Origin of the sequence: Actinomycetospora sp. CA-101289 (assembly GCF_050955895.1) — a bacterium.
Lineage (GTDB): Bacteria > Actinomycetota > Actinomycetes > Mycobacteriales > Pseudonocardiaceae > Actinomycetospora.
In genome coordinates this window covers 2,808,899-2,825,067 of sequence record NZ_CP192093.1, presented here as the reverse complement: position 1 = coordinate 2,825,067, position 16,169 = coordinate 2,808,899, and the positions used below count along the sequence as shown (strand labels likewise).

Annotated in this window: 12 protein-coding genes; 1 reads left to right on the top strand and 11 read right to left on the bottom strand. The window is 74.8% G+C overall.

Annotated elements, in window-relative coordinates; all coding sequences use genetic code 11:
• Positions 1-17: 17 nt before the first annotated feature.
• The 9 genes from ACQPX6_RS14070 to ACQPX6_RS14030 form a co-directional block, all read right to left on the bottom strand.
• Positions 18-1,535, bottom strand: coding sequence for a glutamate synthase subunit beta (locus tag ACQPX6_RS14070; protein ID WP_433787933.1), 1,518 nt, complete (start codon positions 1,533-1,535; stop codon positions 18-20).
• A complete protein-coding gene (gene gltB, locus ACQPX6_RS14065) occupies positions 1,528-6,132 on the bottom strand; it encodes a glutamate synthase large subunit (RefSeq protein ID WP_433787932.1) in 4,605 nt (1,534 codons plus the stop codon). Before gltB ends, ACQPX6_RS14070 begins: the two co-directional genes overlap by 8 nt.
• 267 nt (positions 6,133-6,399) lie before the next feature.
• Positions 6,400-7,533 carry a prolipoprotein diacylglyceryl transferase gene (lgt, locus tag ACQPX6_RS14060; protein WP_433787931.1) on the bottom strand — a complete coding sequence of 378 codons (1,134 nt, stop codon included), beginning with the start codon at positions 7,531-7,533 and terminating at the stop codon, positions 6,400-6,402.
• A 24-nt stretch (positions 7,534-7,557) separates the two neighbouring features.
• Positions 7,558-8,373 carry a tryptophan synthase subunit alpha gene (trpA, locus tag ACQPX6_RS14055; protein WP_433787930.1) on the bottom strand — a complete coding sequence of 272 codons (816 nt, stop codon included), beginning with the start codon at positions 8,371-8,373 and terminating at the stop codon, positions 7,558-7,560.
• Entirely contained in the window at positions 8,370-9,683 is a 1,314-nt protein-coding gene (gene trpB, locus ACQPX6_RS14050; RefSeq protein WP_433787929.1) for a tryptophan synthase subunit beta, read from the bottom strand. Before trpB ends, trpA begins: the two co-directional genes overlap by 4 nt.
• Positions 9,684-9,756: 73 nt before the next feature.
• On the bottom strand, positions 9,757-10,566 hold the full coding sequence (gene trpC / locus ACQPX6_RS14045; RefSeq protein WP_433787928.1) for an indole-3-glycerol phosphate synthase TrpC: 810 nt from the start codon (positions 10,564-10,566) through the stop codon (positions 9,757-9,759).
• A gap of 40 nt (positions 10,567-10,606) precedes the next feature.
• A complete protein-coding gene (locus ACQPX6_RS14040) occupies positions 10,607-11,335 on the bottom strand; it encodes a TIGR02234 family membrane protein (RefSeq protein WP_433787927.1) in 729 nt (242 codons plus the stop codon).
• On the bottom strand, positions 11,332-12,957 hold the full coding sequence (locus ACQPX6_RS14035; RefSeq protein ID WP_433787926.1) for an anthranilate synthase component I: 1,626 nt from the start codon (positions 12,955-12,957) through the stop codon (positions 11,332-11,334). Before ACQPX6_RS14035 ends, ACQPX6_RS14040 begins: the two co-directional genes overlap by 4 nt.
• 129 nt (positions 12,958-13,086) lie before the next feature.
• Complete coding sequence (locus tag ACQPX6_RS14030) at positions 13,087-14,055, bottom strand: DMT family transporter (RefSeq protein WP_433787925.1); 969 nt, start codon at positions 14,053-14,055, stop codon at positions 13,087-13,089.
• 74 nt (positions 14,056-14,129) lie between these two features.
• Between ACQPX6_RS14030 and ACQPX6_RS14025 the strand changes: the two genes are divergently transcribed.
• Positions 14,130-15,083, top strand: coding sequence for a LysR family transcriptional regulator (locus tag ACQPX6_RS14025; protein ID WP_433787924.1), 954 nt, complete (start codon positions 14,130-14,132; stop codon positions 15,081-15,083).
• On the opposite strand, the gene hisI is transcribed toward ACQPX6_RS14025, so the two are convergent.
• Positions 15,038-15,397, bottom strand: coding sequence for a phosphoribosyl-AMP cyclohydrolase (gene hisI / locus ACQPX6_RS14020; protein WP_433787923.1), 360 nt, complete (start codon positions 15,395-15,397; stop codon positions 15,038-15,040). The two genes, ACQPX6_RS14025 and hisI, sit on opposite strands and share 46 nt — an antisense overlap.
• Entirely contained in the window at positions 15,394-16,167 is a 774-nt protein-coding gene (gene hisF, locus ACQPX6_RS14015; protein ID WP_433787922.1) for an imidazole glycerol phosphate synthase subunit HisF, read from the bottom strand. Before hisF ends, hisI begins: the two co-directional genes overlap by 4 nt.
• Positions 16,168-16,169: the final 2 nt, after the last annotated feature.

Here is a 16,169-nt window from a genome sequence, read left to right as displayed (position 1 = left end):
CACTTCGCTGACAAGACTCAGGCGCTCAACGGGACCGCGTTGGGGTGCAGGGGGGCCGGGAGGTCGGTCGAGCCCGCCGGGTCGAGGTAGCGGTCGACCGCTGCGGCGGCGGAGCGGCCCTCGGCGATGGCCCAGACGATCAGCGACGCCCCGCGGTGGGCGTCGCCGCAGACGAACACCCCGGGGGCGTCGGTCTGCCAGTCCGAGCCACAGCCGATCGAGCCCTTCGGGTTGCGCTCGAGGCCCAGGCTGGGCAGGAGCGGCATGTCGTCGGGGCCCGTGAAGCCGATCGAGAACAGCACGAGGTCGCACGGCATCTGGTGCAGCTCCTCGCTGGTCGGCACCACCTCGCGGCGCCCGTCGGCGTCCTTGCGCACCTCCACCGACGACAGCTCGACCGCGCGCACGTGGCCCCGGTCGTCGCCGACGAAGCGCTGCACGGCGGTGGCGAACAGGCGCTCGCCGCCCTCCTCCAGCGCCGGCGGCGTGCGGAAGACGTACGGCCAGGTCGGCCACGGCGAGCTCGAGTCCTGGCGCGTCTGCGGTGGCGGCGGATACTGGTCGAGCTGGTGCACGCCGATCGCGCCCTGACGGGTCGCGGTGCCGTAGCAGTCGGCGCCGGTGTCGCCGCCGCCGATGATGACGACGTTCTTGCCGCGGGCGTTGATCGGCGACGGCCCGTCGCCCTCCTGCTCGCGGTTGGCGGGCACGAGGTACTCCATCGCCAGGTGGATGCCCTCGAGGTCGCGCCCGGGGATCGTCCGGTCGTCGCGGCCCTGCAGCGCGCCGACCGCGAGCACCACCGCGTCGTGCTCGGCGCGCAGCCGCTCGACGGACAGGGCGCCGTCGCCGTCACCGCCGACCTCGCAGCTCACGACGAAGTGCGTGCCCTCCGCGCGCATCTGCTCGAGGCGCCGGTCGAGCTCCCACTTCTCGAACTTGTACTCCGGGATGCCGTAGCGCATGAGCCCGCCGAGGCGGTCGTCGCGCTCGTAGACGGTGACGTCGTGCCCGGCGCGCGTGAGCTGCTGCGCGGCGGCGAGCCCGGCCGGCCCGGACCCGACGACGGCGACCCGCCGGCCGGTGCGGTTCGACGGCGGCTGCGGCACGACGTGCCCGTCGGCCCAGCCGACCTCCGCGATCGACCACTCGACACGCTTGATCGTCACCGGGCCGGGCTGGCTGGTGATCGACAGGACGCACGCCGCCTCGCACGGCGCCGGGCACAGCGCCCCGGTGAACTCCGGGAAGTTGTTGGTCGCGTGCAGCCGGTCGGTGGCCCGGCCCCACTCGCCGCGCCGGACGTGGTCGTTCCACTCCGGGATGAGGTTGCCCAGCGGGCAGCCCGCGCCGCCGGAGTGGCAGAACGGGATGCCGCAGTCCATGCACCGGGCGGCCTGGGTGACCGTGCCCTCGCGCACCGCCGGGTCGGTCAGCGGCGCGTAGAGCTCGTGCCAGTCGGCGCGGCGCTCCTCGATCGGGCGCTTGGGGTTGTCCTGCCGGTCGTACTTGAGGAACCCGCGCGGATCAGCCACCGGCCGCCACCTCCATGATCACCTCGTCGGGGTCGCGGCCCTCGGCCTGGGCGCGCTGGGTCGCGTCGAGGACGCGGCGGAAGTCGTCGGGCATGACCTTGGTGAAGCGCCGCACCGTCGCGTCCCACTCGGCGAGCAGGGCGGCCGCCCGCGGGGAACCGGTGAGGTCGCGGTGGCGCTCGACGACGCCGCGCAGCCACGCCGCGTCCTCGTCGTCGACCCCGTCGAGCGAGACCATCTCGGAGTTCACCCGGATCTCGGGCAGGTCGAGCACGAACGCGATGCCCCCGGACATGCCGGCGCCGAGGTTGCGCCCGGTGCTCCCGAGCACCACCACCCGGCCGCCCGTCATGTACTCGCAGGCGTGGTCGCCGGTGCCCTCGACGACGGCGAGCGCCCCGGAGTTGCGCACGCAGAAACGCTCGCCGACCTGCCCGCGCAGGAACACCTCGCCGGCCGTCGCCCCGTAGGCGATGACGTTGCCGGCGATCACGTGGCGCTCGTCGACGTCACCCGCGAACGGCGCCCGGTCGTCGGGCCGGGCGATGACCCGGCCCCCCGAGAGCCCCTTGGCGAGGTAGTCGTTGGCGTCGCCGACGAGGTCGAGCGTCAGCCCGGGCGGCAGGAAGGCCCCGAACGACTGCCCCGCCGAGCCGTGGAACTCGACGTGGATCGTGTCGTCGGGCAGCCCGTCGGCCCCGTAGCGCCGGGTGACCTCCGCGCCGGTGAGCGTGCCGACCGTGCGGTTGACGTTGCGCACCGGCATCTCCAGGCGCACCGGCGTGGCGTCGGACAGCGCGCCCTCGGCCAGCTGCATCAGCGTGCGGTCGAGCGCCTTGTCGAGCCCGTGGTCCTGCACGCGCGTGCGGATGCGGTCGGTGGGCGCGCCCTCCGGCACGTCTTGGCCCGGAAGAGAGTCGTGAACAGCGAACAGCGGCGTCAGGTCGATGCCCTGGGCCTTCCAGTTCTCGACCGCCTCGTTGCCGTCGATGAGCTCGGCGTGCCCGATCGCCTCGTCCATCGTGCGGAAGCCCAGCTCGGCGAGGTGCTCGCGGACCTCCTCGGCGATGAACCAGAAGAAGTTCTCCACGAACTCCGGCCTGCCCGTGTAGCGCTTGCGCAGCTCCGGGTTCTGGGTCGCGACGCCCACGGGACACGTGTCGAGGTGGCAGACGCGCATCATGATGCAGCCGTTGACGATCAGCGGCGCCGTCGAGAAGCCGTACTCCTCGGCCCCCAGCAGCGCGCCGATGATGACGTCGCGCCCGGTCTTCATCTGGCCGTCGACCTGGACGGTGATGCGGTCGCGCAGTCCGTTGAGCATCAGCGTCTGCTGGGTGTCGGCCAGGCCGATCTCCCACGGCGCGCCGGCGTGCTTGAGCGAGGTCAGCGGCGCCGCCCCGGTGCCGCCCTCCCACCCCGAGATCAGCACGACGTCGCTGTGCGCCTTCGCCACGCCCGCGGCCACCGTGCCGACGCCGACCGAGGCGACGAGCTTGACGTGGATGCGGGCGTGCTCGTTGGCGTTCTTGAGGTCGTGGATGAGCTGCTTGAGGTCCTCGATCGAGTAGATGTCGTGGTGCGGCGGCGGCGAGATCAGCCCGACGCCGGGCGTGGAGTACCGCACCTCGGCGATCCACGGGTAGACCTTCTGGCCCGCCAGCTGCCCGCCCTCGCCCGGCTTCGCGCCCTGCGCCATCTTGATCTGGATGTCGGTGGCGTTGACGAGGTAGTCGCTGGTCACGCCGAACCGGCCGGACGCGACCTGCTTGATCGACGAGCGCTTGGACGGGTCGTAGAGACGGACGGGGTCCTCGCCGCCCTCGCCGGTGTTGGACTTGCCGCCGATGTTGTTCATGGCGATGGCGAGGTCGGTGTGCGCCTCGGCCGAGATCGACCCGTAGGACATCGCGCCGGTGGCGAACCGCTTGACGATCTCGGTGGCCGGCTCGACCTCCTCGAGCGGCACCGGGGTGCGCTCCTCGGTCCGCAGCCGGAACATGCCGCGCAGCGCGCCCCCGGACGACAGCAGCCGGTTGACCTCGGCGGTGTAGCGCTTGAACACGTCCCACTGCTTGGTGCGCGTGGAGTGCTGCAGCAGGAACACCGTCTCCGGGCTGAACAGGTGCAGCTCGCCCTCGCGCCGGTAGGCGTACTCGCCGCCGACCTCGAGCTTGCGGTGCTTGCGCTCCCCCGGGTTGTCCGGGTACGCGCGGCGGTGGCGCTCGGCCGCCTCGCGGGCCACCAGGTCCAGGCCGCCGCCGCCGAGCTTGGACGGGGTGCCGGTGAAGTACTCGTCGACGAGCTCGTGCGAGAGCCCGATGGCCTCGAACGCCTGGGCCGCGGTGTAGCCGGACACCGTGGAGATGCCCATCTTCGACATGACCTTGCGGACGCCCTTGACCAGCGCGCCGATGAAGTGGCCGATCGCCTCGCCGCACTCGACGCCCTGCAGCCACCCGTTGTTGATCATGTCTTCGATCGACTCGAAGGCGAGGTACGGGTTGACCGCGGCGGCGCCGTAGCCCAGCAGCAGCGCGATGTGGTGGACCTCGCGGGCGTCGCCGCACTCGGCGACCAGCGCCACCTGGGTGCGCTCCCGGGTGCCGACGAGGTGGTGGTGGACCGCGGACACCAGCAGCAGCGCCGGGATCGGCGCGTACCGGCTGTCGGAGTCGCGGTCGGAGAGCACGAGGATCCGCTTGCCGGCCGCGATCGCGTCCGACGCCTCGCGCCGCACGCGGTCGAGCGCGCCGCGCAGGGCCTCCTCGCCGCCGTCGACCTCGTAGAGCCCGCTGATCACCGTGGCGGCGAAGCCGGGCATGTCGCCGTCGTCGTTGATGTGGATGAGCTTGGCCAGCTCGTCGTTGTCGATCACCGGGTCGGGCAGCAGCACCTGGCGGCACGACGCCGGGCCGGGGTGGAACAGGTTCTGCTCCGGGCCGATCGCCCGGCCCATCGAGGTCACCAGCTCCTCGCGGATGGCGTCCAGCGGCGGGTTGGTGACCTGGGCGAACAGCTGGACGAAGTAGTCGTAGAGCAGGCGGGAGCGTGACGAGAGCGCCGCCGTGGGCGTGTCGGTGCCCATCGAGCCCAGCGGCTCGGCGCCCGAGACGGCCATGGGCGCGAGCAGGACGCGCTGCTCCTCCTCGGTGTAGCCGAAGGTCTGCTGGCGGCGCATCACCGACTCGTGGGTGTGCACGACGTGCTCGCGCTCCGGGAGATCCGCGAGACGGACCAGGCCCGCGTGCAGCCACTCGCCGTAGGGCGCCTCGGCCGCCAGCTCGCTCTTGAAGGCGTCGTCGTCGACGATCGCGCCGGCGCGGGTGTCGACGAGGAACATCCGGCCGGGCCGGAGGCGGCCCTTGGCCAGCACCTGGTCGGGCTCGACGTCGAGCACGCCGGACTCGCTGGCGAGCACGACCCGGTCGTCGGCGAGCTGCCACCACCGGGCGGGGCGCAGGCCGTTGCGGTCGAGGGTGGCGCCGATGAGGGTCCCGTCGGAGAACACGACGGCGGCCGGGCCGTCCCACGGCTCCATGAGCGCCGCGTGGAACCGGTAGAAGTCGCGCTGGTCGGTCGGCATCTCGGCGTGGTTCTCCCACGCCTCCGGCATCATCATCATCACCGCGTGCGGCATCGAGCGGCCGCCGAGGCAGAGCAGCTCGAGCACCTCGTCGAAGCTCGCCGAGTCGGACACGTCCTCGGGGCACACGGGCATCGCGCGCTGCAGGTCGCCGGGGAACAGGTCGGTGGCGAGCAGCGCCTCGCGGGCGCGCATCCGGTTGCGGTTGCCGCGCACGGTGTTGATCTCGCCGTTGTGCGCCAGGACCCGGTACGGGTGCGCCAGCGGCCAGCTCGGGAACGTGTTGGTGGAGAAGCGGCTGTGCACCACGGCGATGGCGCTGACGAGGCGCTCGTCGCGCAGGTCGCCGAAGAACAGGGGCAGCTGGTCGGTGGTCAGCATGCCCTTGTAGGTCATCGTGCGGCTCGAGAGCGACGCGACGTAGACCCCGCAGCCCTCCTCGCGGGACTGCCGCTCGGCGCGCTTGCGCACGATCCACGCCAGCCGGTCGAGGTCGATCCCCGCGGTGGCGCGGTCGGGGGTGGCGACGACGATCTGCGCGAAGTGCGGCATGGCGCTGCGCGCCACCGACCCGACGTCGGCGCCGACCGGGTCGACGGGGACCTCGCGCCACCCGAGGACGTCGAGCCCCTCCTCGGCGGCGATGCGCTCGAGCAGCGACACCGCCTTGGCGCGGTCGTCGGGGTCGCCGGGCAGGAAAGCGAGCCCCGTCGCGTAGGCGAGCACGGGGGCGCCGCCGTCGGGCGAGGGCAGCGGCTCGGGGAGCGCGAAGTCCACCGTGGCCCGCAGCAGCGCATCGGGCACCTGCAGCAGGATGCCCGCGCCGTCACCGGTGGTGGGCTCGCTGCCCGCCGCCCCGCGGTGGTCGAGGTTGTGCAGCACGTGGAGGGCGTCACGGACGATGCCGTGGCTCTGCTCCCCGCGGACGTTCGCGACCGCGCCGACGCCGCAGGCGTCGTGCTCGTACGCCGGGTCGTAGAGACCCTGTCGACCCGGAGTCGTGGCGGACATCCGGTGCCTCCTCGTCGTCGGCCGGACGGGTGATGGGAGTGGCCCGGGGACGACGGTGGCCCAGGAGGGGTGCGCGGCGGGTCCGGGAGCGGTCCCGGCGGCAGGAGCCGACGGCAGGACCGGGCACGGACGGGCGGCGCGGGACCCCGACGTCCTGCGCAGTGCCCGACCGATCGTAGTCGCTCGACCGTCCCGCGGCGCGCCGGTGGAGCTCCGCGCCGACGTGACGCGCCCGACCGGTGATCGGCCGGGCCGCGTCCGCGGTCGTCAGTTCTTCGCGGCCGACGGCGGTGCCGCCGGCGCGTCCTCCTCCTGCTCCGGGTCGGCGGGCTCGGCGTCGACGCTGCTGGCGTTGGCCGACCCGCCCTTCCCGGTCGGTGCGGCGGCGGGCGAGCGCTCGCTCAGGCGCACCTCGGCCTCGTTCTCCGAGCGCTGGTCCTCGTCCTTGTCCCCGGTACTCCCGTTGCGTGCCACGGGGTCGGGCGTACCCCCGTCGTCGCCCGCCGAACCGGTCTCGTCCAGCGCCCGGCCGAACACCTCGCGGGGGCCACGGACGAACGCCAGGTAGGCCACCGCGCCCGCGAACACGACGGCGGCGACCACCACGTTGATCCGCACGTCGCCGAACACCCGCGTCGCCGGGTCGGTGCGCATCAGCTCGATGGCGAACCGGCCGGCCGTGTAGCCCGCGACGTAGAGCGCGAACGCCCGGCCCCGCGAGAGGCGGAAGCGGCGGTCGGCCCACACGACGAGCGCGGCGACCGCCAGGTTCCACAGCAGTTCGTAGAGGAAGGTCGGGTGCACGATCGCGACGGGTGTGGTGTCCACGGCGACGCCGGTGAGGTTGTCGGTCACCCCGGTCGCGGGGTCGACCCGCCGGTAGAGCTCGAGTCCCCACGGCAGCGTGGTCGGGGCGCCGTAGAGCTCCTGGTTGAACCAGTTGCCGAGCCGGCCGATCGCCTGGGCGGTGACGATGCCCGGTGCGGCCGCGTCGGCGAAGGCCGTCAGCGGCACACCGCGCCGGCGGCACCCGATCCAGGCGCCGACGCCGCCGAGCGCGATCGCGCCCCAGATGCCGAGCCCGCCCTGCCAGATGTACAGCGCCGCGAGGGGGTTCCCACCGGGCCCGAAGTACGTCGGCCAGTCAGTGGCCACGTGGTAGAGCCGCCCGCCGATCAGGCCGAACGGCACCGCGAACACCGCGACGTCGGTGACGGTGCCCGGCTCGCCGCCGCGGGCCACGAAGCGGCGCTCGGTCCAGAGGACCGCCACCACGATGCCGGCGATGATGCAGAGCGCGTAGGCGCGCAGCGGGACCGGCCCGATCTCCCACACGCCCTGGGGCGGGCTGGGCAGGTAGGTGGGCAGAACCGTGACCGCTGTCTGCACCGCTGAGAGCACGGCCGCCACGCTATCCCCCGGAGGTCAGCGGCCCGTGTGCTGGCCCCGCACCCCGGCGGCGAGCTCGGTGGTCAGCCGGGCGACCGCCGCGCGTCCGTGCTCGGCCGCCGAGACCAGCGCGGACCCGACGATGACGCCGTCGGCGAAGCCCGCGACCTCACCCGCCTGGGCGCCGTTGCGCACGCCCAGCCCGACCCCGATCGGCAGCTGCGTGTGGCTGCGCGCCCGGGCCACCAGCGAGGTCGCGGTGTCGGAGACGGCGTCGCGGGCGCCGGTGACGCCCATGGTCGACGCGGCGTAGAGGAAGCCGCGGGTGGCCGCGGTGGTGGCCGCGATGCGCTCGTCGGACGACGACGGCGCGACCAGGAAGATGGGCGCGAGGCCCTCGCGGTCGGCGGCCGTGAGCCAGGTCGAGGCCTCGTCGGGCACGAGGTCGGGGGTGATCACGCCGAGCCCGCCGGCGGCGGCGAGATCGCGGGCGAAGGCGTCGACGCCGTAGCGCAGCACGGGGTTCCAGTACGTCATCACCACCGCGCGCCCGCCCCGGGCGGCGAGCTGCTCGACGACCTGCAGCGTGTCGCGGATGCGCACACCCTGGCGCAGCGCCTGCTCGACCGCGTGCTGGATCACCGGGCCGTCGAGCACCGGGTCGGAGTACGGCAGGCCCACCTCGACGAGGTCGGCGCCCGCGTCGAGCGCCTGGGTCAGCAGTCCCAGCGAGCCCTTGACCGTCGGGTAGCCCGCGGGCAGGTAGGCGATCAGCGCGGCGCGGTCCTCGGCCTTCGCCGTCGTGAAGACCTCGCCGAGGCGGTCGACGCCGGTGGTGCTCGTGCTGGTCACAGCTCCCGCTCCCCGCTCGCCACGGCCCCGTCGGCGTCCTGCGCCGGCGGCGGCTCCTCGGTGGGCAGCGCCTCGGGGTCGACGACGCGGAACCAGCGCGCCGCGGTGTCGACGTCCTTGTCGCCCCGGCCCGACAGGTTGACCAGGATGGTGGCGTCGGGGCCGAGCTCCTCGACCAGGCTCGGGCCCATCCGCACGGCGCCGGCGACGGCGTGCGCCGACTCGATCGCCGGGATGATCCCCTCGGTGCGGCACAGCAGCCGGAACGCGTCCATGGCCTCGGTGTCGGTGACCGGCTCGTAGGTCGCGCGCCCGGTGTCGGCGAGGTACGCGTGCTCGGGGCCGACGCCGGGGTAGTCGAGGCCCGCGGAGATCGAGTGCGTCTCGAGCGTCTGCCCGTCCTCGTCCTGCAGCAGGTACGACATCGCCCCGTGCAGCGCGCCGGGCGTGCCGCCGGTGATCGACGCGGCGTGGCGGCCGGTCTCGACGCCCTCCCCCGCGGCCTCGAACCCGACGAGGCGCACGGACTCGTCGTCGAGGAACGGGTGGAAGATCCCGATGGCGTTGGAGCCGCCGCCGACGCACGCCACGACGGCGTCGGGCAGGCGCCCGTAGGCGGTGAGGACCTGGTCGCGGGCCTCGAGGCCGATGACGCGGTGGAAGTCGCGCACCATGCGCGGGAACGGGTGCGGGCCGGCGGCCGTGCCGAGGATGTAGTGGGTGTGCCCGACGCTGGCGACCCAGTCGCGGTAGGCCTCGTTGAGCGCGTCCTTGAGCGTGCGCGAGCCCGTGGTCACGGGCACGACCTCGGCGCCGAGCAGCCGCATCCGCGCGACGTTGAGCGCCTGGCGCTCGGTGTCGACCTCGCCCATGTAGACCATGCATTCGAGGCCCATCAGCGCGGCCGCGGTGGCCGTCGCGACGCCGTGCTGGCCCGCGCCCGTCTCGGCGATCACGCGGGTCTTGCCCATGCGCTTGGTGAGCAGCGCCTGGCCCAGCACATTGTTGATCTTGTGTGAGCCGGTGTGGTTGAGGTCCTCGCGCTTGAGCAGGATGCGCGCGCCGCCCGCGTGCTCGGACAGGCGCCGGGCGTCGGTCACCGGCGAGGGGCGGCCGGCGTAGTCGCGCTGCAGGCGGTCGAGCTCGGCGAGGAACGCGGGGTCGCGGCGCGCCTTCTCGTACTCGGCGGCCACCTCGTCGACGGCGGCGATGAGGGCCTCGGGCATGAACCGCCCGCCCCAGCGCCCGAAGTGCCCGGTGTCGTCCGGCTCGTGCGTGGTCCCGGCGAGGCCGTGGCTGGCCGACGTCATGGTGGTGCTCCCTCGAGCGCGATGCGGTTGCCGGCGATGCTACGAGTGCGGGCGAGGGCGTTGCGGCGGCTGCTCAGCGCGACGGCTTGGGGCACGCCGGGTGCGAGCCCGCCGTGACGAGCTGGCGCACGGCGGCGCGAGGGTCCTCCGCGGTGGCCATCGACTCGCCCACCAGCACCGCGTCGGCGCCGTGGCCGGCGTAGGTCATGAGGTCGCCCGGGCCGCGCACGCCGGACTCGGCGACCCGGATGACCTCGCCGGGCAGGCCCGGGGCGATGCGGCTGAACACCGAGCGGTCGACCTCGAGTGTGTGCAGGTCGCGGGCGTTGATGCCGACGAGGCGGGCGCCGGCCTTCAGCGCCATGTCGGCCTCCTCCTCGTTGTGCACCTCGACCAGGGCCGTCATCCCGAGGGACCCGACCCGGTCGACCAGCGCGTCGAGGGCGTTCTGCTCGAGCACCGAGCACATGAGCAGGACGACATCGGCGCCGTGGGCCCGCGCCTCGTGCACCTGGTAGGTGCCGACCACGAAGTCCTTGCGCAGCACCGGGACGTCGACCGTCGCGCGGACCGCGTCGAGGTCGTCCAGCGAGCCGCCGAAGAAGCGCTGCTCGGTGAGCACGCTGATGACCCGGGCGCCGCCGTCGACATAGCGGCCGGCGAGCCACGCCGGGTCCGGGATGTCGGCCATGTGGCCCTTGGACGGGCTGGCCCGCTTGACCTCCGCGATGACCCCGATGCCGGGGCCCTGCAGGGCGGCCAGGGCGTCGCGCGCCGGCGGCGCGGCCGCGGCGCGGTCCTTCACGACGTCGAAGGGGACGGCGGCCTCCCGGGCAGCGAGGTCGGCTCGGACCCCTTCGAGGATCTGCTCCAGGACGCTCACGCCGGGTCTGCCCCTTTCCCCCGTCCGAGTTCGCTCCATGTTAACCCGCGACCCCTTCCGTCCCTCCGACCCCGTCGGGGCGACCGGACGCTCGTCCACCCGGCGGATCCGGAGCACGACCGGCCGGACGATCCGCGGGCTCTCCCCGCGGCTCCCCGGTGGGGTCGTACCCCTCGTCGAGTGCTTCCCAGAGCGCGCGGTCGGGGTCGGCGGGCGTCGTCCGCACCGCCGTGGCCCCGTCCCCCGCCCGGCGCGTCGGGGCGTCGTAGCGGGCCCCGAGCCGCGGGAGCACCGCGGCGAACCGCGCCGCGAGCAGGCCCGCGACGAGCATCAGCGCCCCGCCGAGGACCCCGAGCGACGGCCCAGCGAGCACCGCCTCGGCGGGCAGCGGGCGGTCGCCCGGGCGCACGCCGATCGGCAGGGCCTCCGACGCCGGGTCCGCCAGGCCGGCGACACCGCGCAGCAGCGCCCACAGGCCGGCGACGGCCACGAGCGTGCCGACGACTCGGCGCCCCCAGCCCGACGTCGCGAGCAGCCCGCCGACGGCGGCGAGGCACAGCAGCGCCCACGGCACGAGGACCGGCTCGGCGGCGGCGCCGTCGGCGGTGTTCGTGCGGGGACCGGGCAGGCCCTCGACGACCTGGCTCACCCAGGTGGCGCGCGACGAGCCCCAGAGCACGATCGCGGCGGCGAGGAGCAGCACGACGATGCCGCCGAACAGCCGCCCCGTCGCACGGGCGGCGCGCGGGCCCGCCTCGGGCGTCGTCACGGCACGGCCGGGATCGGGTCGGGGGTGGCGGACACCGTGTCCGGCCGGGCGGAGGGACCCGGCGCGGCCATGGTGTTGGCGGTGGCCACCGCGGCCAGCACCGCCCGCGCCTTGTTGACGCTCTCGGCGTCCTCGGCGACCGGGTCGGAGTCGGCGACGATGCCCCCGCCGGACTGGACGTGGGCGACGCCGTCGCGCAGCAGCGCGGTGCGGATCGCGATGGCGGTGTCGGCGTCGCCGGCGAAGTCGAGGTAGCCGACGATGCCGCCGTAGAGCGCGCGACGGGTGGGCTCGAGCTCCTCGATGATCTCGAGCGCCTTGGGCTTGGGCGCGCCGGACAGCGTGCCCGCGGGGAAGCAGGCGGCCACGGCGTCGAACGCGGTGCGCCCCGGCGCGAGGCGGCCGCTGACCGTGCTGACCAGGTGCATGACGTGGCTGTAGCGCTCGATCTCGAAGAAGCGGCGCACCTGCACCGTGCCCGGCACGCAGACGCGCCCGAGGTCGTTGCGCCCCAGGTCGACGAGCATGAGGTGCTCGGCGCGCTCCTTCTCGTCGGCGAGGAGGTCCTTGGCCAGGAGGGTGTCCTCCTCGGCGTCCGCCCCGCGCCAGCGCGTGCCGGCGATGGGGTGGGTGGTGGCCACCCCGTCCCGCACCGTGACCAGCGCCTCGGGGCTCGACCCGACGATCTCGAACGGCCGGTCGTGCGCGTCGGCGAGGCGCAGCAGGTACATGTACGGGCTCGGGTTGGTCATGCGCAGTACCCGGTAGATCTCCAGCGCGTCCGCCGCGGTGTCGGACTCGAAGCGCTGCGAGAGCACCACCTGGAACGCGTCGCCGGCGCGGATGCGCTCCTTGGCCACCTCGATGGCCGCGTGGTGTTCGGCGGGCGTGCGGCGCCGGCGCACCCCCTGCGGCGGGCCCGCCGGCGTGTTCACGGTGGCGACCGTCGACGGCGCGGGCGCGGCCAGCTCGGCGGTCATGCGGTCGAGGCGGGCGAGCGCGTCGTCGTACGCGGCGTCGGCCCGCTCGGGGCTGTCGTCCCAGTTCACCGCGTTGGCGATGAGGGTCACCGAGCCCTCGTGGTGGTCGAGCGCGGCCACGTCGGTGGCGAGCAGCATGACCATCTCGGGGATCTCGAGGTCGTCGTCGGCGAGCTCGGGCACCCGCTCGAGCCGGCGCACGGCGTCGTAGCCGACGTAGCCGACGAGGCCGCCGGTGAGCGGCGGGAGCCCGGGCAGCGGGTCGGTGCGCAGCGCCTCGAGCGTCCCGCGCAGGGCGGCCAGGGGGTCGTCCCCCGCGGGGCCGTCGGGCGAGCCGGGCAGGTGGGCCGGCGCCGTGCCCGTCCACACCGCGCGCCCGTCGACCTCGGTGAGCGCCGCGGCGCTGCGCGCGCCGACGAAGCTCCAGCGCGACCACGACTCGCCGTGCGCCGCCGACTCGAGCAGGAACGTGCCGGGCCGGCGCCCGGCGAGCTTGCGGTAGAGCCCGACGGGCGTCTCGCCGTCGGCCAGCAGCCGCCGCGTCACGGGGATGACGCGGTGGTGCGCGGCCAGGGCGTGGAACCCGGTGCGATCGGGTACGACCGCGCCGAGCGGCGCTGCGGAGGGGTCGGACGCGGGCACGGATCCATTGTGGCCCCCGCCCCCGACAGCCTCAGGCGCCCGGGGTCCGCCGTCGGTCCGGACGCAGCGAACGCCCTGTCGGCGTGCTCCACTGACTCGCTGCTCCGACGCGCACGAACTCCCCGTTGATCAACGCGGCGGGGCGGCGACGGGCTCCGGCACCGTGGCCGGCGGCGCCGCGCGCGCCCGGGCGGCGACGGCCACCGCCCCCAGGACGACCGCGCAACCGACGAGCTGCAGCACCCCGGGCACCTCGCCCAGCAGCAGCGCGCCGAGCAGCACCGCGCCGACCGGCTGGAGCAGCAGGATCGAGGCCCCGGTGGACGAGGGCAGGCGGGGCAGGGCCGAGGCGATGAGCACCCAGCCGATCACCTGGCCCGTGACGGCCAGGGTCACGAGCCAGCCCAGGGCCCGCACGTCCGGGGTGAGGTCGACGCCCTGCCACACGGTGCCGACCACGAACGAGCTGGCCGCGGCGCCGACCGTGGCGATCGCGACCGGGGTGAACCGCTGCCCCGGGCCGGCCCCGAGGCGCACGAGCAGCAGGTAGCCGGCGTAGGCGGCCGCCGCGACGAGCGCGGTCACCGTCCCGCGCACCGGCGCGACGCCCGTGACCGCGTCGGGGTCGCCGACCAGCCCGCCGGCCAGCGCCACGCCCGCGAGCATCACCGGGACCGCGAGCACGAACGTCCGGCGCACCCGCTCGCCCAGCACCAGGAACGCGAGCAGCGGCAGGATCACGACCTGCACGTTGACCAGCACCGTCGACACCCCGGCGCCGACCGACCGGACCGACTCGGCCCACAGCGTCATGTCGAGCCCGAGCAGCGCGCCGCCGGCGAACAAGACCCAGGGCCGGTTGCCGGTGACCGACGCCGTCCGCAGCCGGCGGCGGCGCTCGAGCAGCGCCAGGGGCACCAGCAACGGCAGGGCCAGCGCGCAGCGGAAGAACGTCGCCGTGCCCGGGCTGACGTCGGCGAGCGCGATGAAGATCGGCGAGAACGCGATGCACAGGCTCCCCGCGACGGCGACGAGGCGGGCGTCGAGCCAGGGCGTGGCCGGGGTGGGCCCCGCGGGGCGGGCGAGGGAGCGGGTCACGTCCCCGATCGTGCGGGCGGCGACCGTTGAGCACCAGCGAGGATTCCTGCGCCCGACCCGTTAGGTTCTCTACCGTGTTCGCGCTCGACCGTCTCCGTGCCCTGGACGCGCTCGCGACGCGCGGCTCGGTGGCCGGGGCCGCGGGCGCGCTGCACCTCACGCCCTCGGCGGTCTCGCAGCAGCTGGCGAAGCTCGAGCGCGAGGCGGGGGCGGCGCTCACCGAGCCCGCGGGCCGGGGCCTGCGCCTGACCCCCGCCGGCCGGATGCTCGCCGAGCACGCCGCGGAGATCCTCGCCCGCGTCGCCGCGGCGCGGCTCGACCTCGACCGGCTGCAGGACCAGGTGGTGGGCGAGCTGCGGGTCGGCGCGATCCCCACGTCGGTGCACGCGCTCGCCCCCGCGACGCTCGCCCGCCTGCGTGGCGCCCACCCCGACCTGCGGGTCGTGCTCGCCGACGGGGAGGCCGAGGAGACGCTGCCCGCGGTGCTCGCCGGCGACCTCGACCTCGCCGTCGTCGAGAACTGGGAGGGCCTGCCCGCGCCGATCCCGCCCGGCACGTCGCGGGCGCGGCTCTGCGAGGACGTCATCGACCTGCTGCTGCCCGCCGACCACCGCCTTGCCGGGCCCGGCCCCGTCGCCCTGGCCGACGTCGACGACCTCGACTGGGTCGCCGACGGCTCCGCCACCCGCGCCCAGAACTGGCTGCTCCAGACGCTGCGGGCGCAGGGCCTCGAGCCGCGGGTGACGTGCGGGGTGCGCGGGTTCGGGATGCACGTCGAGCTGGTCGCGGGCGTCGGCGTCGCGGCCCTGGTGCCCCGCCTGGCCCGTCCCCCGCTGCCGGCCGGCGTCGTCTCGGCCACCACGACGCCGCTCTTGCGCCGCAGCATCGACGCCGTGTGGCGCACCGACCGCGACACCCCGGCGGTGCGGGCCGCCGTCGCGACGTTCACCGCGGTCGCCGCGGAGCGCGACGCCGACGGGGCTCAGGCCTCGGGCCCCAGCAGCAGGTCGGCGTCGAAGCAGGTGTGATCGCCGGTGTGGCAGGCGGCGCCGGACTGGTCGACGAGCAGCAGCACGGTGTCGCCGTCGCAGTCGAGGCGCACCTCGACGACCTTCTGCACGTGGCCCGAGGTGGCGCCCTTGATCCACAGCTCGCCGCGCGAGCGGGACCAGTAGGTGCCCTCGCGGGTGGCGAGCGTGCGCGCCAGGGCCTCGTCGGTCATCCACGCGACCATGAGGACCTCGCGGGTGTCGTACTGCTGGGCCACCGCGCACACCAGCCCGTCGGGGGTGCGCTTGAGCCGGGCCGCGAGCGCGGGGTCGAGCGTCCAGGTCTCGCTCATCGCACCTCCACCCCGTCGGCCCGCAGCGCGTCCTTGACCTCGCCGATCCGCATGATCCCGAAGTGGAACACGCTCGCGGCCAGCACGGCGTCCGCCCCCGCCGCCACGGCCGGGGGGAAGTGCTCGACCGCGCCCGCTCCCCCGCTGGCGATCACCGGCACGTCGACCAGCGCGCGCACCCGGCGGATCATCTCGAGGTCGAAGCCGGCCTTGGTGCCGTCGGCGTCCATGGAGTTGAGCAGGATCTCGCCGACGCCCAGCTCCTGGCCGCGCTGGGCCCACTCGAAGGCGTCGATGCCGGTGCCGCGCCGGCCGCCGTGGGTGGTGACCTCGAAGCCCGAGGGCGTCGGCTGCCCGTCCGCGGGCACACGCCGGGCGTCGACCGACAGCACGATGCACTGGGAGCCGTAGCGCCGGCTGGACTCGCCGAGGAAGTCGGGCCGGGCGATCGCGGCGGTGTTGATGCTGACCTTGTCGGCGCCGGCGCGCAGGAGGCGGTCGATGTCCTCGTTGGACCGCACCCCGCCGCCGACCGTCAGCGGGATGAAGACCTGCTCGGCCGTGCGGCGCACGACGTCGTAGGTGGTCTCGCGCTCGGCGGACGAGGCGCTGACGTCGAGGAAGGTCAGCTCGTCGGCGCCCTCGGCGTCGTAGAGCCGGGCCATCTCGACGGGGTCGCCGGCGTCGCGCAGGCCGACGAAGTTGACGCCCTTGACCACCCTGCCGGCGTCGACGTCCAGGCAGGGGATCACGCGGACGGCGACACCCATAC